Origin of the sequence: Halorientalis litorea (genome assembly GCF_023028225.1) — an archaeon.
Classification (GTDB): domain Archaea; phylum Halobacteriota; class Halobacteria; order Halobacteriales; family Haloarculaceae; genus Halorientalis; species Halorientalis litorea.
Genome location: NZ_CP095482.1, coordinates 1,576,577 through 1,594,374, shown reverse-complemented (window position 1 = coordinate 1,594,374; position 17,798 = coordinate 1,576,577). Strand labels below are relative to the sequence as shown.

General features: G+C 66.1%; 18 protein-coding genes and 1 tRNA gene. 7 read left to right on the top strand and 12 right to left on the bottom strand.

Annotation, left to right across the window (positions count from 1 at the left end):
• Positions 1 to 50 precede the first annotated feature (50 nt).
• From MUG95_RS08545 to leuS, 4 genes are all read left to right on the top strand, one after another.
• Complete coding sequence (locus MUG95_RS08545; protein WP_247005685.1) at positions 51 to 470, top strand: Hsp20/alpha crystallin family protein; 420 nt, start codon at positions 51 to 53, stop codon at positions 468 to 470.
• A 43-nt stretch (positions 471 to 513) separates the two neighbouring features.
• Positions 514 to 969, top strand: coding sequence for a peroxiredoxin (locus MUG95_RS08540; RefSeq protein ID WP_247005683.1), 456 nt, complete (start codon positions 514 to 516; stop codon positions 967 to 969).
• A 79-nt stretch (positions 970 to 1,048) separates the two neighbouring features.
• Entirely contained in the window at positions 1,049 to 1,378 is a 330-nt protein-coding gene (locus tag MUG95_RS08535) for a DUF7344 domain-containing protein (RefSeq protein ID WP_247005681.1), read from the top strand.
• 76 nt (positions 1,379 to 1,454) lie between these two features.
• On the top strand, positions 1,455 to 4,316 hold the full coding sequence (gene leuS / locus MUG95_RS08530; protein ID WP_247005679.1) for a leucine--tRNA ligase: 2,862 nt from the start codon (positions 1,455 to 1,457) through the stop codon (positions 4,314 to 4,316).
• A gap of 12 nt (positions 4,317 to 4,328) precedes the next feature.
• Here the strand turns inward: leuS and MUG95_RS08525 are convergent, their stop codons facing one another.
• Positions 4,329 to 5,318, bottom strand: a complete 990-nt coding sequence (locus MUG95_RS08525; RefSeq protein WP_247005678.1) for an ornithine cyclodeaminase family protein — start codon at positions 5,316 to 5,318, stop codon at positions 4,329 to 4,331.
• 186 nt (positions 5,319 to 5,504) lie between these two features.
• Here MUG95_RS08525 and MUG95_RS08520 point away from each other — a divergent pair, with 186 nt between their 5' ends.
• Positions 5,505 to 6,206, top strand: a complete 702-nt coding sequence (locus tag MUG95_RS08520) for a DUF4013 domain-containing protein (RefSeq protein ID WP_247005676.1) — start codon at positions 5,505 to 5,507, stop codon at positions 6,204 to 6,206.
• A gap of 62 nt (positions 6,207 to 6,268) precedes the next feature.
• Here MUG95_RS08520 and thsB read toward each other — a convergent pair whose 3' ends face one another.
• The 10 genes from thsB to MUG95_RS08470 form a co-directional block, all read right to left on the bottom strand.
• Positions 6,269 to 7,945 (bottom strand): thermosome subunit beta, encoded by a 1,677-nt coding sequence (gene thsB, locus MUG95_RS08515; protein ID WP_372608169.1) that lies wholly within the window; start codon positions 7,943 to 7,945, stop codon positions 6,269 to 6,271.
• 179 nt (positions 7,946 to 8,124) lie between these two features.
• Positions 8,125 to 8,997, bottom strand: coding sequence for an alpha/beta fold hydrolase (locus MUG95_RS08510; RefSeq protein WP_247005674.1), 873 nt, complete (start codon positions 8,995 to 8,997; stop codon positions 8,125 to 8,127).
• Between the two features lie 69 nt (positions 8,998 to 9,066).
• Entirely contained in the window at positions 9,067 to 9,888 is an 822-nt protein-coding gene (locus MUG95_RS08505) for a DUF6159 family protein (RefSeq protein ID WP_247005673.1), read from the bottom strand.
• Positions 9,889 to 10,278: 390 nt separating this feature from the next.
• Positions 10,279 to 10,360 (bottom strand) — tRNA-Ser (locus MUG95_RS08500).
• 27 nt (positions 10,361 to 10,387) lie between these two features.
• The gene (locus tag MUG95_RS08495) at positions 10,388 to 10,594 is read right to left on the bottom strand and encodes a DUF7981 family protein (protein ID WP_247005672.1); all 207 of its coding nucleotides are present in this window, start codon (positions 10,592 to 10,594) and stop codon (positions 10,388 to 10,390) included.
• Positions 10,572 to 10,970, bottom strand: coding sequence for a Rid family detoxifying hydrolase (locus tag MUG95_RS08490; RefSeq protein WP_247005671.1), 399 nt, complete (start codon positions 10,968 to 10,970; stop codon positions 10,572 to 10,574). The genes MUG95_RS08495 and MUG95_RS08490 overlap by 23 nt, the downstream gene beginning before the upstream one ends.
• 39 nt (positions 10,971 to 11,009) lie before the next feature.
• Positions 11,010 to 12,221 carry a threonine ammonia-lyase gene (gene ilvA / locus MUG95_RS08485; RefSeq protein WP_247005670.1) on the bottom strand — a complete coding sequence of 404 codons (1,212 nt, stop codon included), beginning with the start codon at positions 12,219 to 12,221 and terminating at the stop codon, positions 11,010 to 11,012.
• 189 nt (positions 12,222 to 12,410) lie between these two features.
• Complete coding sequence (locus tag MUG95_RS08480) at positions 12,411 to 12,803, bottom strand: gamma-glutamylcyclotransferase family protein (RefSeq protein ID WP_247005666.1); 393 nt, start codon at positions 12,801 to 12,803, stop codon at positions 12,411 to 12,413.
• 41 nt (positions 12,804 to 12,844) lie between these two features.
• Positions 12,845 to 13,492, bottom strand: a complete 648-nt coding sequence (locus MUG95_RS08475) for a CRISPR-associated protein Cas4 (protein ID WP_247005664.1) — start codon at positions 13,490 to 13,492, stop codon at positions 12,845 to 12,847.
• 48 nt (positions 13,493 to 13,540) lie between these two features.
• Positions 13,541 to 14,146 (bottom strand): conditioned medium-induced protein 4, encoded by a 606-nt coding sequence (locus tag MUG95_RS08470; protein ID WP_247005662.1) that lies wholly within the window; start codon positions 14,144 to 14,146, stop codon positions 13,541 to 13,543.
• Positions 14,147 to 14,284: 138 nt separating this feature from the next.
• Here MUG95_RS08470 and MUG95_RS08465 point away from each other — a divergent pair, with 138 nt between their 5' ends.
• The gene (locus MUG95_RS08465) at positions 14,285 to 16,486 is read left to right on the top strand and encodes a heterodisulfide reductase-related iron-sulfur binding cluster (protein WP_247005660.1); all 2,202 of its coding nucleotides are present in this window, start codon (positions 14,285 to 14,287) and stop codon (positions 16,484 to 16,486) included.
• A gap of 182 nt (positions 16,487 to 16,668) precedes the next feature.
• Positions 16,669 to 17,142 (top strand): hypothetical protein, encoded by a 474-nt coding sequence (locus MUG95_RS08460; protein WP_247005658.1) that lies wholly within the window; start codon positions 16,669 to 16,671, stop codon positions 17,140 to 17,142.
• Here the strand turns inward: MUG95_RS08460 and MUG95_RS08455 are convergent.
• Entirely contained in the window at positions 17,139 to 17,771 is a 633-nt protein-coding gene (locus MUG95_RS08455; protein ID WP_247005657.1) for a DedA family protein, read from the bottom strand. The genes MUG95_RS08460 and MUG95_RS08455 overlap by 4 nt on opposite strands.
• Between the last annotated feature and the right edge of the window lie 27 nt (positions 17,772 to 17,798).

Below are 17,798 nucleotides of genomic sequence, written 5' to 3'. Positions count from 1 at the left end.
CAATGTACCGCGGGTGGTAGTCCCGGACGGGACAGTCCCCCGTGAGCACTATGGCACGAGACAGCCCCTTCGAGGAGATAGAGCGGTTTTTCGACCAGTTCAGCGGCGGGCTCGATGGACTCGAACCGACGGGCGGCGGGTTCGCCGTCGACCTCGCGGACCACGGCGACGCGTTCGAGATGACCGCCGACGTGCCGGGGTACGGGAGCGACGACATCGAGGTGACGCTCCCGGACCCGCGGACGGTCCGTATCACGGCCACCGCCGAAACCGAGAGCGAACGGGAAGCAAGCGAGGACGACTACCGATACATCAGACGGGAGCGGAGCGAGCGGTCGCTGAACCGGACCGTCTCGCTCCCCGAGGACGTGACCGAGAGCGAGGCGAGCGCGACCCACGAGAACGGCGTCCTGACCGTCAGGCTCCCGAAGGCGACGGCCGAGGACGAGACGGAGATTCCCGTCGAGTGACCGACGGAAAACGCCTTCAGGCTCCGGCCTCGAAAGGGACGGTATGCTCGACGTGGGCGACCCAGCACCCGACCTGACGGCTCCGAATCAGCACGGCGACCCGGTGTCGCCAACGTTCGACGACCCGACGGTCCTGTACTTCTACCCCGCCGACGGGACCCCGGGCTGTACGACCGAAGCGGAGCAGTTCACCCGTGAACGGGAGACGTACGACGACGCCGGCGTCGAGGTGTACGGCGTCTCGACGGACGGCGTCGACTCACACCGCGAGTTCGCCGCCGACACCGGCGTCGCGTTCGACCTACTGGCCGACCCGGACGGCGAGGTGGCCGCGGCCTTCGGTGTCGAGCGCACGGCACCGGGCGAGACGACGCCACGAACGACGTTCGTGCTGGCCGACAGGGAAATCCACCGCGTCTACACCGGCGTCAGTCCGGACGGACACGCCCGGGACGTACTACTCGACTTGCTCGACGACGGCCTCGTCACGCTGGCGTGAGCCACACGTCGAACGATGTAGATGACGAGAGTATGTCAGATTGACACTTTTTTACTACAGGACGGGTAATATGACTTCGATGTCCGAGCAAACGGGAGTGGGCGGGACGAGCGACGAGGTGTTCGGGGCACTCGCGGACGAGCGGCGACGGCTGACACTCGCACATCTCCGGGCCGTCGACGGGGCGGCGTCGATACCGGAACTGGCCGGGCGACTCGCGGACGCCGACGGTGTGGCGACGAGCGACGAGGCGGACGTGGTGACGGCACTCCACCACGTCCACGTCCCGAAACTCGTGGACGCGGGACTCGTCGAGTGGGACGACGGGGGCGTCACGACCACCGACCGCGGCGAGTCGCTCCCCGCGGAACTCCCGTGGGTTCCCCCGGAGTGCGACGGCGAGCACTGAGCGAGCGGACGCGAGATGGCCGCTGGACGCGGCGCGGATGGTAGTTATTTTAGGCGGCCGTCCTGAACCACGTAGTATGAATTACGAGCCCCAGGAACTCGAAGCAGCGTGGCGTGACCGCTGGGCGGAGGCGGGCCGGTACGAAGCCGACCCGGGTGCGGACGACCCGACGTTCATCACCGTCCCCTACCCCTACCCCAGCGGCGGCATGCACATCGGGCACTGCCGGACCTACACGGTACCGGACGTGTACGCTCGCTATCGGAGACTGCAGGGCGACAACGTCCTCTTTCCCATCGCGTGGCACGTCACCGGTACCCCCATCGTCGGGGCCGTCGAGCGGCTGAAGAAAGGTGAGGAGGACCAACTGTCGGTCCTCAGTGACACGTACGACGTTCCCGAGGATACCCTGTCGGACCTCGAAACGCCGATGGGCTACGCCCGCTACTTCATCGAGAACCACTACAAGCGGGGGATGAAGCAACTCGGACTCTCTATCGACTGGCGGCGGGAGTTCACCACCAACGACGACCGCTACTCGAAGTTCATCACGTGGCAGTACGAGACGCTCCGTGACCGGGGCCGACTGGAGAAGGGGCTCCACCCGGTGAAGTTCTGTACGAACGAACACAACCCGGTCACCACCCACGACCTGTTGGAAGGCGAGGACGCCGAGTTTCAGGAGTACACGCTCGTCAAGTTCGAGTCCGACATCGGCGGGGCGGACACCATCGCGCCGATGGCGACGCTCCGCCCGGAGACGGTTCGGGGCGTCACGAACGCCTACGTCCACCCCGAGGGCGAGTACGTCCGCGCCACCGTGGACAGTGAGACGTGGGTCGTCTCGGCCGACGCCGTCGAGAAACTCCGCCTGCAGGAACGGGACGTGGAGGTACTGACGGAACTGGACGGCGCGGAGCTGGTCGGCGAGACGGTCACCAACCCCATCACCGGCGACGAGGTGGTGATTCTGCCCGCGACGTTCGTGGACACCGACAACGCCACCGGCGTCGTGATGTCCGTCCCGGCCCACTCGCCGGACGACTACGTGGCCCTGCAGGAGGCCAAAGCCGACGAGGACCGAATGGCCGAGTACGGCATCGACCCCGCCGACGTGCAGGCAATCGAGCCGATTCCGATTCTGACCATCGAAGGGTACGGCGAGATACCGGCCCGCGACGCCGTCGAGGCGGCGGGCATCGAGGGAAGCGACGACCCCGAACTGGAGGACGTGACCGCCGACCTCTATCAGGACGAGTTCCACAGCGGGACGATGATAGAGGCGTACGGCGAGTTCGCCGGCGAAACCGTCGAGAACGTCCGCGAGGCGTTCCGTTCCCACCACCAGGAGACGGGCGCGTTCGACGAGATGTACGAGTTCACCGAGGACGTGGTCTGTCGGTGCGGCGGCGAGGTCGCGGTGGCGAAACAGGACACGTGGTTCCTCACGTACAACGACGAAGACTGGAAGGCGGCGGCCCACCGCGCCGTCGAGAACCTCACGGCCATCCCGGAGAACACCCGCGAGCAGTACGACCACACCATCGATTGGCTCGAAGAGTGGCCCTGCATCCGCAACTACGGCCTCGGGACGCACCTCCCGTGGGACGACGAGTTCGTCATCGAACCGCTCTCGGACTCGACGGTGTACATGTCCTACTACACCATCGCCCACCGGATTCAGGACGTGCCCGTCGAGGAGTTGGACCGCGACTTTTTCGACACGCTGTTCTACGGCGAAGACGCGGTGGAGGACCCCGACGAGACGGCACTGGAACTCCGCGAGGAGTGGGACCACTGGTACCCGGTCGACTACCGGTGTTCGGCCAACGACCTCATCCAGAACCACCTCACCTTCTTCCTGTTCCACCACGCCGAACTGTTCGACCCCGAGGAGTGGCCCGAGGGCATCACCATCATGGGGATGGGCCTGCTGGAAGGCGAGAAGATGTCCTCCTCGAAGGGGCACGTCGTCCTGCCGTCGAAGGCAATCGAGGAGTACGGGGCCGACACCGTTCGCTTCTTCCTGCTCAACTCCGCGGAGCCGTGGCAGGACTACGACTGGCGGGCCGACGCCGTCGCCTCGACTCGGGACCAGTTAGAGCGGTTCTGGTCGCGGGCACGGGAGGTCATCGAGACGGACGTGCCCGACGGGGCGGCCGAAGAGTTGGACCACGTCGACCGGTGGTTGCTCTCGAAACTGCAGGGGACCGTCCGCGAGGCCACCGCGGCGATGGAGGGCTTCGAGACCCGGACGGCCTCCCAGACGATATTCTACAACTTCGAGGAACACCTCAAGTGGTACCGGCGGCGGGCGGACTTGGACCGACCGGGCGCGAAGTGGACGCTCCGTGAGGTTCTCCGGACGCGTCTCAGACTGCTCGCGCCGTTCGTCCCGTTCATGGCGAACGAACTCCACGAGCAACTGACCGGGACGCCCGCCGAGGACGCCGACTGGCCCGAACCCGACCCCGAGTTCGAGAGCGAGCGGACGGAACTCGAAGAGAGCCTGATAGAGCAGGTGACCGACGACATCCACGACATCGTGGACGTGACCGGGACGGACCCCGACACCGTGCGGGTCTACGCGGCCGCCGACTGGAAGCACGACGTGTTCGACACCGTTCGTGAGACCGGTCCCGACGTGGGCACGGTGATGGGCGAGGTCATGCAGGACCCGGACCTGCGCGAGAGGGGCGACGCGGTCAACGAGTTGGTGCAGGACCTCGTGGACATCGTGAGGGAACGCGAGGACGACGAACTGGCCGCCCTCGGCGACATCGACGAGGTGTCGGTCTACGAGTCGGCGGCGCGCTTCCTCGCCGACGAGTTCGACGCCGACATCGAGGTGTCCGCCGAGGACGACCCGGACGTGACCGACCCGGACGGGAAGGCCAGCGACGCCGTCCCGTTCCGGCCTGCTATCCATCTCGCCTGAGCGAGGGTCCCCTCACTCCGTCGCGACGAGTTCCATGGCCGTCCCCACGTCGTTCTTGCGGGCGTACTCGTAGACGACGTGTGCGGCCGCCACGTCCTGAATCGCCAACCCGGTCGAGTCGAAGACGGTGACGCCGTCGCCGTCGGTACGGCCCGTCGCGGCACCAACGACCACGTCGCCCAGTTCCGCGTGGATGTCGGCGTCGGTGAGCGTCCCGGCAGCGTAGGGGACGTTGATTTCGCCCGAGTGGGTACACTGGGCGTGGTCGTCGATGACGACTTTCGCGTCGAGCAACAGGACGTCTGCGAGTTCGTGTTTCCCCTCGGCGTCGGCCCCCATGGCGTTGACGTGGGTGTGGTCGCCGACGGCGTCGCGGGCCACGATGGGGTCGGTGACGGGCGTCGTCGTCGACACCACGTCACAGGCGGCGGCCTCCGCGATACTCCCCTCGCGGACCGAGAAGCGGTCGCCGTAGGCGTCGGCGAACGCCGCCACCGCGTCGGCGTCCTTGTCGGCCACGACCACCGTCTCGATGTCCCGGACGGTCGCAATCGCTTCGAGTTGCGCCCCGGCTTGGACGCCCGCGCCGACCAGTCCCAGCGAGGTGGCGTCGGCGACGGCGAGGTGGTCGGTGGCGACGGCGGCGGCCGCGCCCGTCCGTTTGCGGGTGAGCGTCGTCCCGTCGAGAATCGCCAGCGGCACTGCGGTTTCGGGGTCGGAGTATATCATCGTCCCCATGACGGTGGGCAGGTCGAACTGCTCGGGGTTCTCGGGGTGGGAGTTGACCCACTTGACGCCCGCGCCGTCCCATCCCTCGGCGTCGAGGTAGGCCGGCATCGACCGGAAATCCCCGTCGTACTGTGGCAGGTCGATGTACGATTTGGCGGGCATCTGTGCGTCCCCGCAAGCGTAGGCCGCGAAGGCGTCACCGACGGCCTCGACGACCGCCGGCCACTGCGTCGCGTCCTCGACGGCGTCGGGTCCCAACAAGAGCGTCTCCATACGCCGACGTGGTGTTGCACGGCACTTAGTTTTCCCCTCCAGCCGAGACACGGCGGACCGTCGGGCGGTGTGACGGCGTGGCCGCCGGGGAGACCGGTCGGGAAAGATACGGTTACCCACCCAACGAACGCCACGTCGTATGGTAACGTGTGTATACCTATCGGCCCGGGGTGAGACACCGGTGGTATGATAGAACGCGCACTGCGGTACCCGACAGAGAGTGACGAGTGGCTGCAGACAGTCGCCATCGGTGGCGTCCTCACGCTGTTCGGGTTCCTGTTGTTCCCGCTGTTTCTCGTGTACGGGTACGCCGTCCGCGTCGTTCAGGAGCGTACGGCCGACACCCCCGAGCCCCCGGTGTTCGAGAACTGGGGGGCTCTGCTCGTCGACGGGCTGCAGGTGTGGGTCGTCAGTATCGTGTACCTGCTCGTCCCGCTCGTCGTGGGTGCGGTCACGATCGGTGGGTCCATCGCCGCCATGGCGACCGGGACCAATGCCGGGGTGGCGACGGGACTGGCGGGCCTCGGTATCGGCTTGCTGGCCACGACCGCGCTGTCGCTGCTGTTCGGGTACGTCGCGGTGGCCGCTATCGTCAACTTCGCCCGCACCGAGGAGTTCGGTGCGGCGTTCGACTTCGAGGTCATCCGAGCGGTGATACTCGACCGTGACTACGCCGTCGCGTGGCTCGTTTCCGTCGCCGTCCTCATCCTCGCGGGAGCCATCGCGGGCGTGCTCAACTCGATTCCGTTCCCCGGAGCCATCATCAGCGCGTTCGTCGGGTTCTACGCGCTGATAGTCGCCGCCAGCCTCTGGGCCGACGGGTTCGAGCGAGCCAGCAGTGAGATGACACCCGTCGCCGAGCAGCGTAGCGACGAGTCCGCAATCTGATACGAAAAGCGTGTCCGAACGGTGAGCGAGCTATACGACAGGGGTCACGCGGCGGGGTGGCCTCACATCATGCCGCCCATGCCGCCCATGCCGCCCATGCCGCCGCCCATACCGCCGGGCGCGCCGCCGGGGCCGCCCTCTTCCTCGTCGCCCTCGGTCGAGAGTTCGTCGGCAGCGATGATGTCGTCTATCTTCAGGACGAGGTTCGCGGCCTCGGTGGCAGAGGAGAGTGCCTGCTCTTTCGCGTGCGCGGGTTCGACCACGCCGGCGTCGAGAGTGTCCACCACGTCGCCGGTGAACACGTTCAGTCCGGCGCGGGTGTCGCCGTTCTCGTGGGCGGACCGCAGGTCGACGAGCGTGTCGATGGGGTCCAGGCCGGAGTTCTCGGCGAGGACGCGCGGGACGAGTTCGAGCGCGTCGCCGAAGGCCTCGACGGCCAACTGCTCGCGGCCCTCGACGGAGTCGGCGTAGTCGCGGATACGGTCCGCGAGTTCGACTTCGACCGCACCGCCGCCGGCCAGCACGCGACCGTCAGAGACGGTGGATGCGACGACGTCGAGCGCGTCGGTGACGCCGCGTTCGAGTTCGTCCACGACGTGGTCGGTCGAACCACGGAGCAGGAGCGTCACGCCGTGGCTGTCTTCCCCTTCGACGTAGAACAGTTCGGCGTCCCCGTCGTAGTCGAGCGACCCGCGGCCGAGGTCCTCGCTCGTGAGGGTGTCGAGGTCGGAGACGATGGCCCCACCGAGGACCTCCTTGAGGAACTGGAGGTCGGACTTCTTGACCCGGCGGAGGGCGAGGATGCCCTCCTTGGCGAGGTAGTGCTGGGCCATGTCGTCGATACCCTTCTGGCAGAAGACGACATCGGCACCGCTCTCGGCGATTTTGTCGACCTGCTCGCGGAGTTGCTGTTCCTCCTGCTCGATGAACTGCTGGAGCTGGTCGGGGCTGTCGACCGAGAGGGAGGCGTCGGCTTCGGCTTCCTCGACTTCGATAGCCCGGTCGAGGAGGAGGGCGTCGGCGTCCTCGAGGTCCGTGGGCATGTCCTCGTGGACGGGGTCCTTGTCGATGACCGCGCCGGTGAGGAGTTCGGAGTCGCCGGCCGAGCGGCCGGTCTGAGTCTCGATGTTGAGGAACTCCATGTCCGGGATGAGCGACCCGTCGTCGGCCTCCACGGTGACGGCCTGAACGGCGTCGACGAGGATTTGGCTGAGGTGTTCCTTGTTGAGTTCCGCACCCTTGCCGGTCATCGACGTCTCGGCGACCTTACGGAGGATTTCCTCGTCCTGTCGGTCGACGTCCTCTGCGATGTTGCCGATTTCCTCCTGTGCCCGCTTGCTCGCGAGGTCGAACCCGCGAATGATGGCCGTCGGGTGGATGTCCTGGTCCAGCAGGTCCTGTGCCTGCTTGAGGAGTTCGCCAGCGGTGGCGACGGCGGTGGTCGTCCCGTCACCGGCCTCGTCCTCCTGTGTCTCGGCGACCTCGACGATCATCTCGGCCGTCGGGTTGTCGATGTCCATCTCCTGCAGAATCGTCACGCCGTCGTTGGTGACGGTGACCGACCCCATCGAGGAGACGAGCATCTTGTCCATGCCCTTCGGACCGAGGGTGGACTGTACAGATTCCGCGACTGCGCGCGCCGCCGCGATGTTGTGTTCCTGCGCGTCCTTGTCCTTCATCCGCTGGGCGTCCTCGCCCATGATGACCATCGGCTGACCGCGCATGCGCTGCTGACTCATAATCATCGAATGATTGAAAGTGCTTCTATATAAACCCATCGTACTGCTGGCGGCCCGGTGCGGTCCACGGGCAGCGGGACGAACGGACAGAATCGACAGACAGCAGATGCGTCGGCCGAAATCCGTGTGCCCGATTGCCAAAGCTTCGTGTCTGCGTCGGGGCGGGTCTCGTCCCCCGTTTAAGAGTCGACGAACGAGAGTATCCGGTCGGCCACGGCGTCGGGTCGTTCGGCGTGGTGGAAGTGGCCGGCGTTGTTCAGCACCTCTAGCTCGACTCGGGCGTCGTAACACTCGGGTGCCGTCTCGAACAGGTCCGCGCTGATACAGCCGTCGTGCGCACCCGCGAGGAGGAGCGTCGGCACGTCGATGCCGCCGATTTCTAACTGGTCCCGTGGCCGGGAGAGGAACATGTCGAAGAAGTCGCGGTAGTACATGAGTGCGGCCTCCACCGTCTCGCCCGTGCGGAACGTCTCCTTGATTCGTTCGAGGTGGGCCTCGTCTTTGGTCCAGTCGGGGCTCCAGAGCCGCCAGAGTCGGTCTATCAGCGCGAAGTCGTCGCGCCGGAGGATGTCCTCGCCGTGGCCCGGGATTTGGAACTCCGTCATGTACCAACTCCGGAGTGCCTGCCCGGCGTAGTCGTCGAGTTGTGGCATGAAGTTCGGCGGCACAGCCATCGTCACGCAGGTGCCGAATTGGCTCCCGTTCGACGCCGCGGCCGTCGTCGCGGCGATGGCTCCCCAGTCGTGGCCGACGACCAACGGGTCGTCGTCGTCGAACGTTCCGAGCAGCGAGAACACGTCCGACCCGAGCATGAGCGGCGTGTAGTTCCCCGGTTCGACTGCCGGCCGTTCGGTGTCGCCGTACCCCCGCATGTAGGGTGCGACGGCGGTGTAGCCGGCGTCGGCCAGTCGCTCCAACAACGGTTCGAAGGTATGCGGTGAGTCGGGGAACCCGTGTAGGAGGAGGGCGGCGTCGTCACCGTCGCCGCACGTCAGTGCTGCAAATTCCAGTCCCGACGTCTCTATCGTCGTCTCCTCTATGGTGTGTGACATACCACCTCCACGGACGGGTCGTTTTTCCGGCTTTCCCCGACTATGCAGGCGACTTATGTACCCGTCGGGTCACGTGCCCGTCCGCTCGAAGTCGACGTTCTCGAACTCCGGGGGGCGTTTCCCCTCCGTCGCGTAGACGTACAGTGCGGTTTTGGCGATAGCACCCAGTGCCGAGGACAGCAGGAACATCGACACGACGACGACAGCGGCGACGGCGACGGCGACCAGAACGCCCGGACCGCCCAGCGCGCTCCCGAGAGTGAAGAACAACACGGCGGCGATGGCGACGCCGACGAGCGTGAACAGGACGGTCACCAGTCCGACGCCGAAACTCGCGCCGGCCGTCTCACCCCACGTGTTCTTGAACGTCTCGCCGCTCCGCGTGAACATCTCGCGGACCCCTACGTCCTCAAAGACGATGACGGGGACGATGAAGTAGGTGATAATCGACCACGCGACGCTGACGAAGATGGCCACGACGGAGGCGACGATGTTGTCCTGACTCTCGATGGCCCGTAGTAGCAGGCCGACTGTCGCCGAAATGGCGGCCCACGCGAACAGCGGCGTCCGGTGTCGCCACGCGGCCGCGAGCCCCGACTTGACCGAGGGTTCGCGCTCCTCGAATGACTCGCGGGCACTGTAGACCAGCGCGGCGTTGAAAAACGACGCGATGAACGCCGTCCCGAAGTAGAACAGGAAGAGGACGACGTACCCGGCCACGCCCTCGAAGAGGTTGAGGACCAGCGACCCCCCGAACAGCAGGCCGACGAACAGTAACCCGGCCACGCCACTCAGGAGCGGGAAGAGGGCCAGTTCCGGCTGTTTGCGGAGGACGCGGAGGCTATCCATCGACAGGGACCATCCCATCTTGAGGCGGGCGAAGATACCCATAGACGGGAGTGGGTCGGCATATCATTTCAATCTTCGTGCATGACTTCTGCCGCAGAAACTGACGCGCTACTCGATGAGGGACGAGAGTCGAGCGAGGAAACAAATCAGTCCGCGGTGCTGTGCGGCGCGGTAGCGGACGAGCACAGCACTCGGACGCGAGCCAGCGGCTCGCGTCCGGCCTTTTTCACCCATGTTTTTGCCGCGAGTGGTGCGCGCAGCGCACCCGAGCGGGAAAAAGATGGTACGGACTGGGATTTGAACCCGATTGCGAGACGGTCACCCTCGCTTCGCTCGGGTGCTGCGACTCGCGTGCTTCAAATCCAGTACGTCGCTTCGCCGCTCACGGGAGCGAGCACACGAGGTGCTCGCCGGGTGGTTCGCGGCAGAAGACGCCAGGACTGGGATTTGAACCCAGAATCCCGGAAGGGAACACGCTTTCCAGGCGTGCGCCTTACCGTTCGGCCATCCTGGCTCAGACCACACTACCCCGCTGTCGTGTTTAAGTCCTTTCGTTCGGGTCGGGCGGGCAGCCCTCGACGCGGTACGTGAGGGCCGTCGCTCCGACCAGCACCGCCAGTGCCGTCCCGAACTTCACTGGGACATCGACGAACTCGCCCGTCACCAACTCGTACCCCTGTAGGAGGACGAGAAAGGAGAGCGCGCCGACGACGCCCCACAGGAGGCTACGCTTGGTCCGTCGCTCCATCCGTCGTGGCGACCGCCTCTATCTCGACGCCGACACCTTTCGGGAGCGCGGCGGCCTCGACGGCACTTCTGGCCGGTGGCTCCGTCTCGAAGTACGTCGCGTACGTCTCGTTCATCGCGTCGAAGTCGTCGATGTCGTCGAGGTAGACGGTGACTTTCAGCACGTCGGCCATGCTCGCGTCGGCGGCGGCGAGGACGGCGGCGACGTTGTCGAGTGCCTGTTCGGTCTGTTCGGCGATGGGTGCGTCGGCCAGCAGTTCGCCGTCGGGTGTCAGCGGTATCTGTCCGGCCGTGAACACCACGTCGTCGGTCGCCGTCGCCTGACTGTACGCGCCGACGGCCGCGGGCGCGTCGTCCGTGCTGATAGTCCGTTTCATACGGGAGTCGGGTCCCCGCACGGACTTAAGCGCGAGGGGTCAGACCAGCACTTCGGTCTCGTAGCCGTGGTCTTCGAGGGCATCGAGGAGGGCCGCGACGTGGTCGTGGCCGCGCGTTTCGAGGTCCAACTCGACTTCGGCGTCGTTCATCGCCACGTCCCGGGAGGTGCGGTCGTGGCGGATGGCGTAGATATTCGCCTGGTGTCGTGAGAGGATGTTCGTCAACTCTTCGAGCGCGCCGGGGCGGTCGGTGAGGACGGTGCGGACGCGGAGATATCGCCCCGTCTCGACGAGGCCGCGCATGATGACCGTCGTGAGGACGTTGAGGTCGATGTTGCCGCCACAGAGGCCGGGGACGATGACTTCGTCATTCGCGTAGTCGAACTTCGATTCGAGAATGGCCGCCAACGGTACCGCGCCAGCCCCCTCGACGAGTGTCTTGGAGCGTTCGAGGAGTTTCGTCACCGCCACCGCGATCTCGGAGTCCGAGACGGTCACCACCTCGTCGACGCGTTTCTCGATGACCTCGAAGGGGCGGTCACCGACCCGTCTGGTGGCGATGCCGTCCGCGATGGTGTTCACGCCCTCGCGTTCGACGATTTCGCCTTTCGCCAGCGATTCGGCGGCACTGGCGGCCCCCTCGGCTTGAACGCCGACGACGCGGATGTCGTCGCGTTTGCCCTTCAGCGCGGTGGCGACACCGGAGACGATGCCGCCGCCGCCGATGGCACAGACGACCGTCTCGACCTCCGGCAAGTCCTCGTAGATTTCGAGGCCGAGCGTCCCCTGCCCGGCCATCACCGCCGGGTCGTCGAAGGCGTGGACGTACGTGCGCCCGCCCTCGCGTTCGAGTTCGTGGGCGTGGTCGGCCGCCTCGCTGTAGTCGTCGCCGTGGAGGACGACCTCCGCACCGTAGTTGCGGGTCGCCTGTACCTTCGAGACGGGCGCGGTTTCGGGCATCACGACAGTCGAGTCGACGCCCATCCGGGTCGCCGCCAGCGCGACGCCTTGGGCGTGGTTGCCGGCACTCGCCGTGACGACACCGGCCTCCTGTTCGGCAGGGGTGAGCGTTGCGATGCGATTCGTCGCTCCGCGTATCTTGAACGACCCCGTCCGCTGGAACGTCTCCAGTTTCAGGTGGACGTCGGCACCGGTCATCTCCGAGAAGGTATGTGAGTACTCGAGTGGCGTGTGTCGTGCCGTCTCGGCCACCCGGTCACGGGCATCCAACACGTCGGCGAGTTCTATCATAGCCGTGCTTGCCACTACGGGGAGTTAACGTCTTGCGGAAAGGAGCGTGTGACTGCACTCGTACTGGGAGCCCAGAGATACTTAAACCCCGCGGAGACGGAAGAAGCAAAAAACCGCAAGAAGGCGTCGAGATATGACCCCTGTCAGACGGTGGACTGACGCTGATTTTCCTATATAAATCACCGAGTGCTATACCCGGTGTACTGACACATCGGACATCGAGCAGTACCGTCTGACGGTTTCAGGGAACGGGTCAGTGCTCGGCCACGCTTCGGATGCGTCCAGTCGCTCGGGGTCACCGACGTAGACGGACACCGTAGACGGCGCGTCCGCGCCTCCCGTGTACGGGACGGACACCCGAACGTACAGTCCCGACTCGACGCCCTCGTAGCGGTCGAGTGTCGCGCACTCGGGCGTCCAGAGGAGTCGCCCGCTCGTCCGCCCACCGGGGACCAGCGTCGGATAGCACCCGTCAATCCGGCGGAGGCCCGTTAGCTCCGCCGGCCCGCGGTACTCGAACTCGTCGAGGACGGTTCCAGCGCGGTCCGGGTCGGTAAGCGTCCCGTAGACGAACACGTGCATGCTCGCGCGTACACGCGACTGCCGCATCAGCGTAGCGGTGGTCAGAGCAGCGAGCGCGCCGACCGAGTGCGAACGCCACACTCGGTGCGGAACTCACACGGTCGGCACTTGGCGTCGTTCTCGACGCGTCCCGGTGGCCCGTCGGTGCTGTCGGCGGTTCGGACCGCCCGTCGGTAGGCGGCCTTCCGCCGGGTCGTCATCGGTACCTCGCGGACGACGCCGTGGGCGGGGTACTCGGCGACAGCGAACTCGACGGGCGTCTCCCGTTCCCACGCGAGGGCTTTCGCCGCGGCGACCAGTCGCACCGTCTGCGGTTCCCAGACGCCCTCTTCGGGCGGCGTTCCGGCGAACACCAGTGACGGAACCAGCGGGTCATCGAGGACTTTGTGCGCGACGCCGCGACACTCCCGGCCCTCCAGCATCGCTTCGCGTGTCTCGGGGTCGACGAGACGGTCCCAGTAGTCGAGGCGACTCTTGACCGACCCGAGGCGGGAGCGATAGGTGGTCGGGGACACCTCGATGGGCGCGGCCAGCAAGTCCGCGTCGGCGGCGAGGAGACGGTCGTACTCGAAGGCGAGGCTCCGGCAGGCCGCCACGTCGTCGGGCACGTCGGGCGGGCCAGCCCGGCGACGGTAGTAGAGTTTGCGCGGGCAGTACGCCGCCGTCTCCACGTCCCGGAAGGTGTGCATACGTCGGCGTGGTTCCGCTCCGGTACTTGAACGTTCGGGCGGCGACCGTCACAGTTTGGTGTCGGTCTCGATGTCCTCGGCGGCCTCTTCGAGGCCATCCTCCCGGGCGGCGGCGGTGAGGTGTACGGCGAGGGCGGCGTCGGGGATGGCGTCCTCGAACTCGCTCTGGAAGCGGTGACTGACCCGCCGAACTGCGACCTTCGTGGCCAACACGCGGCGGGCGCGGGCGGCCGTCTCGGGGTCGGTGTCGAACTCCGTGCCGAGGGTCTCCGAGTCCGGTCCCTCGGCGTCGAGACGGTCCCGGAAGGCGTCGAGGTCGAAGCCGAACTCGGTGTCGGCGTCGGCGAGAAGGTGGAGGTCCATCCGGGCGGCGAACACCGTCGCGGGGTCTCCGTCGATGGCGTCGGCGATGGCCGCGTCGTCGTCGCCGTCGTAGAACCCGCGGACGACGGTCACGAGGTCCGCCGTCGGGAGGTCGGTGGCGAAGTCGTAGCGGTCGCGCATCCGCTCGACCACGGCGGCGACGCGGTCGGCCACGTCGGCCTCGTCGGTGTCCGCGAGCGACCCGCGCTCGGCGGCCTGTGACTCGGTGACGGTGCCGTCCTCGGCCACGTCCATGAAGATGTCCCGCAGTTCCTCCGTCTTCTCGTCCATGGGTGCTGAACGCGGCCGTGTGGGGATATAAATTTGTTGCCGCCGTAGCGAGGGAGGAACAACTCGAAAACCGTTTCCTACCGTCGGTTTCCGGGCGGTTGGCAAGACTTAAGCGCGTAGGTTCCCGCGTGAGACAATATGGCATTGCCGTTGCAGGCGGGGGAACCCATCACCCGACCCACCATGTGGCGCATCGGGCACGTCGGCGAGGTCGTGTTCTACTACCTCGCGGCCGTGACCATCGCCGTGTTCGTCTGGGGGGTCTACCAGCGGTTCAACCGTTACACGGACGGGAGCGAAGATTGGTTCGACAGAGTCGACGACCTCGGTTCGCGCATCGTCAGCGCGACCAAGATAGTCGGCTCGAACGAGAAACAGTACAACCGCGACCTCGTCGGTGGCCTGATGCACTCCTTTATCATGTGGGGCTTTCTCACCCTCCTCATCGGGACGACTATCCTCGCCATCGACATGGACTTCTTCCGCAATCTGACGCAGTTCTTCCTCGGCGAGCGGATGTCCTTCTTCGTCGGTGACTTCTATCTCTCGTACTCGCTCGTGATGGACTTCATGGGCCTGCTGTTCGTCGTCGGCATCGGTATCGCGATGTACCGACGGTACGTCGTCCGCAAGGAACGACTGTTCGGTCCCAACGCCAGCCCCGAGGACGACCTGTTCATCTGGTCGTTGTTCCTGCTCGGTGTCGGCGGGTTCGTCCAAGAGGGCATCCGCATCGTCGCACAGGACTTCCCGAGTTTCGAGACGGTGAGTTTCGTCGGCTGGTTCGTCGCCGACACGCTCACCACCGTCGGCGTCGACCAGCAGGCGGCCCTGTTCCTCTATCCCATCTCGTGGTGGTCCCACGCCCTGCTCGCGTTCGTGTTCATCGCGGCGATTCCCTACGCCAAGCCGTTCCACATGATATCCTCCTTCGCCAACGTCGTCACCCGCGACGAGAAGGCGGGCAAACGGCTCCCGGGCATCCCGGCCGACTTGGACGCCGACACCGGTGCCGAGTCCATCGAGTCGTTCTCGTGGAAGGAGATGCTCGACCAGGACGCCTGTACGAAGTGTGGCCGGTGTACCTCGGTCTGTCCGGCCAACGCCTCCGGGCGCAACCTCAGCCCGCGGGACGTGATTCTCGACCTGAAGAACTACCGCGAACACGTCGACAACGGCGGCGACGAGAAAGAGATTATCGCCGATTCGGACGACGCCGTGATTCAGGCCGAGACGATGGAGTCCTGCATGGCCTGCATGGCCTGCATGGACGCCTGCCCCGTCGAAATCGAGCACCTCAAGACGTTCACCCGGCTGAACCGCCAGTTGACCGACGAGGGCGAGATTCAGCCCAGCCTGCAGGACGTCTTCCAGAACGTCATGCAGAAGGGCAACACCTTCGGCGACTCCCAGCGCAACCGCGGCGACTGGGCCGACGAACTGGAGTTCGACGTGGCCGACGCCCGCGAGGAGGACGTCGAGTACCTCTGGTACGTCGGCGACTACCCGTCCTACGACGACCGGAACAAGAAGGTGGCCCGGTCGCTGGCCCGCCTGTTCGAGGAAGCCGACGTGGAGTTCGGCATCCTCTACGAGGACGAGGTGTACGACGGCAACGACATCCGGCGGGTCGGCGAGGAGTTCCTGTTCGTCGAACAGGCCGCCACGATGGTCGAGAACTTCCAAGACGTCGACGCCGACAAAATCGTCTGTACCGACCCTCACTCGTACAACACGTTCAAGAACGAGTACCCGGAGGTCGACTTCGAGGAGTTCGCCGACGACCCGATGATGGACTTCGACATCGAGGGCTTCTGGAACGCCCACGGCGACACGGAGGTCTACCACTGGACCCAGGCCGTCGAGGACATGGTCGACCGGGGCGCGCTCGGCCTCCGCGGTGACGAACTCGACTACACCGTCACCTACCACGACCCGTGTCACCTCGGCCGGTTCAACGACGAGTACGAGGCCCCGCGCGAACTCATCCGTGCCACCGGGTGTACGCTCGACGAGATGCCCCGCAACCGCGACAACTCCTACTGCTGTGGCGGTGGCGGTGGCGGCCTCTGGCTCGAACACGAGGAAGACGAGAAGGCAAGCGAGGAGCGCATCCGCGAGGCACTCGAAGACACCGACGCGGGCGCGGGCGTCGAGAAGTTCGTCGTCGCCTGCCCGATGTGCATGACGATGTACGAGGACGGGCGCAAGACGGGCGGCTACGAGGACGACATCGAAATCGTCGACGTGGCCGAACTGCTCGTCGAGGCCATCGAGGAGGGCGGCGTGAGTGCCGGCGCGACGGAAACCGGCGACACGGCGACGCCTGCTGACGACTAGCCACCTTTTTCCGCTCGGGTTCGCGCTCCGCGCGAACCACTCGCGCAAGAACGTGGGCGAAAAACTGCCGCTCGCTCACACCGTGAGCGAGCGGATGCTGTGCTCGTTCTACCGCTTCCACGACGCAATCGGCTGTAACCGAAGCCACCAGACAGAATACGAATCCGTCCGAACAGGTGGATATGCCACCGGGACCGCCAGCGCAGTCGCTCACCGTGCCGCTGTTGTTCGTCGTCGGCGTCGTCGCCGCGGTGGTGGCGACGCTCGTGATGGACCAGGTGATGCCCCGCTTGCCGGAAGGGGGGACGCCACCGTTCGTGGCCGCGGGCGTCCTGACCGAACGTCACCCCGACGACGCGCCGAGTCGCTTGGCGTCCGTCGTCCACTATATCGCCGGGTGGCTCACCGGGCCGCTGTTCGTGTGGCTCCTACTGGCGACGCAGGGCGTTCTCGGGTCCACGGAGGTACTCGTGACCGTCGTGGCCGCCGTCGTCCTCTACGTCCTGATGGTCGGCTTCTTCGCCGTCGTGGTCCTCCCGCGGTCGCGGGTCGAGGACGGGCGGGTGGGGACTATCCGTCGGGACTGGGCAATCGACGCCGCGGCGTACGTTGTGGTGCTGGTGCCGCTGGTGGCCGCCGGTGCGGAACTCGTCTAAACCGGCACCCAGTCGGGCAGGTACTGGAGGCCGTACAGCGCGACCAGTGCCAGCCACGTCTGGAAAATCAGCGAGCCTAGCGCCGAGAGAGCGACGAACTCGGCGTCACGCATCTCCGCGAGGCCTGCCGGGACGGTAACCATGCCGCGGGTGAACAGCAGGGCGTTGCTCGCGGGCACGACGGCACGGCCCCAGCGGTCGAACCACGAGTCGAAGCGGTCGAGTGCGGACTCGCTCACGCGGAACCACGGCTTCTGGAGGAGGTACTCGCGGCCGCCGCGCTTTGCCAGCAGGAACAGGGCGTACTGGCCGACTGTCGCGCCCGCGACGGCGGTCAGGATGACGACGGCGTAGCCGAACGTCGAGTCGGCGAGGAGCGTCACCGCCACGGGGACGAGGCTCTCGCTCGGGGCGAAGTACAGCAACATCGCGCCCTCCAGAATCAGGACGAGAAAGAGCGCGAGGAAGCCGTATGTGTCGAGCCACGCCCGGAGCCGTTCGGGGTCACCGACGACGGCGAGGGTGATACCGACGGCGGCGAGCGAGAGCGCGAGGCCGGCGAGCAGAAACGGGCCGTAGTCCGCGAGGAACGCCCGGCCAAGCCGACCACGGGTTGGTTCCGACGCCATTACGCCTACGTGTGGACGATGACGGAT

What these genes read in the sequence shown, in the direction of transcription:
- MUG95_RS08545 (WP_247005685.1), top strand. Translation starts at nt 51, where the DNA reads ATGGCACGAGACAGCCCCTTCGAGGAGATAGAGCGGTTTTTCGACCAG.
- MUG95_RS08540 (WP_247005683.1), top strand. Translation starts at nt 514, where the DNA reads ATGCTCGACGTGGGCGACCCAGCACCCGACCTGACGGCTCCGAATCAG.
- MUG95_RS08535 (WP_247005681.1), top strand. Translation starts at nt 1,049, where the DNA reads ATGTCCGAGCAAACGGGAGTGGGCGGGACGAGCGACGAGGTGTTCGGG.
- leuS (WP_247005679.1), top strand. Translation starts at nt 1,455, where the DNA reads ATGAATTACGAGCCCCAGGAACTCGAAGCAGCGTGGCGTGACCGCTGG.
- MUG95_RS08525 (WP_247005678.1), bottom strand. Translation starts at nt 5,318, where the DNA reads ATGGAGACGCTCTTGTTGGGACCCGACGCCGTCGAGGACGCGACGCAG.
- MUG95_RS08520 (WP_247005676.1), top strand. Translation starts at nt 5,505, where the DNA reads ATGATAGAACGCGCACTGCGGTACCCGACAGAGAGTGACGAGTGGCTG.
- thsB (WP_372608169.1), bottom strand. Translation starts at nt 7,945, where the DNA reads ATGAGTCAGCAGCGCATGCGCGGTCAGCCGATGGTCATCATGGGCGAG.
- MUG95_RS08510 (WP_247005674.1), bottom strand. Translation starts at nt 8,997, where the DNA reads ATGTCACACACCATAGAGGAGACGACGATAGAGACGTCGGGACTGGAA.
- MUG95_RS08505 (WP_247005673.1), bottom strand. Translation starts at nt 9,888, where the DNA reads ATGGGTATCTTCGCCCGCCTCAAGATGGGATGGTCCCTGTCGATGGAT.
- MUG95_RS08495 (WP_247005672.1), bottom strand. Translation starts at nt 10,594, where the DNA reads ATGGAGCGACGGACCAAGCGTAGCCTCCTGTGGGGCGTCGTCGGCGCG.
- MUG95_RS08490 (WP_247005671.1), bottom strand. Translation starts at nt 10,970, where the DNA reads ATGAAACGGACTATCAGCACGGACGACGCGCCCGCGGCCGTCGGCGCG.
- ilvA (WP_247005670.1), bottom strand. Translation starts at nt 12,221, where the DNA reads ATGATAGAACTCGCCGACGTGTTGGATGCCCGTGACCGGGTGGCCGAG.
- MUG95_RS08480 (WP_247005666.1), bottom strand. Translation starts at nt 12,803, where the DNA reads ATGCACGTGTTCGTCTACGGGACGCTTACCGACCCGGACCGCGCTGGA.
- MUG95_RS08475 (WP_247005664.1), bottom strand. Translation starts at nt 13,492, where the DNA reads ATGCACACCTTCCGGGACGTGGAGACGGCGGCGTACTGCCCGCGCAAA.
- MUG95_RS08470 (WP_247005662.1), bottom strand. Translation starts at nt 14,146, where the DNA reads ATGGACGAGAAGACGGAGGAACTGCGGGACATCTTCATGGACGTGGCC.
- MUG95_RS08465 (WP_247005660.1), top strand. Translation starts at nt 14,285, where the DNA reads ATGGCATTGCCGTTGCAGGCGGGGGAACCCATCACCCGACCCACCATG.
- MUG95_RS08460 (WP_247005658.1), top strand. Translation starts at nt 16,669, where the DNA reads ATGCCACCGGGACCGCCAGCGCAGTCGCTCACCGTGCCGCTGTTGTTC.
- MUG95_RS08455 (WP_247005657.1), bottom strand. Translation starts at nt 17,771, where the DNA reads ATGGCGTCGGAACCAACCCGTGGTCGGCTTGGCCGGGCGTTCCTCGCG.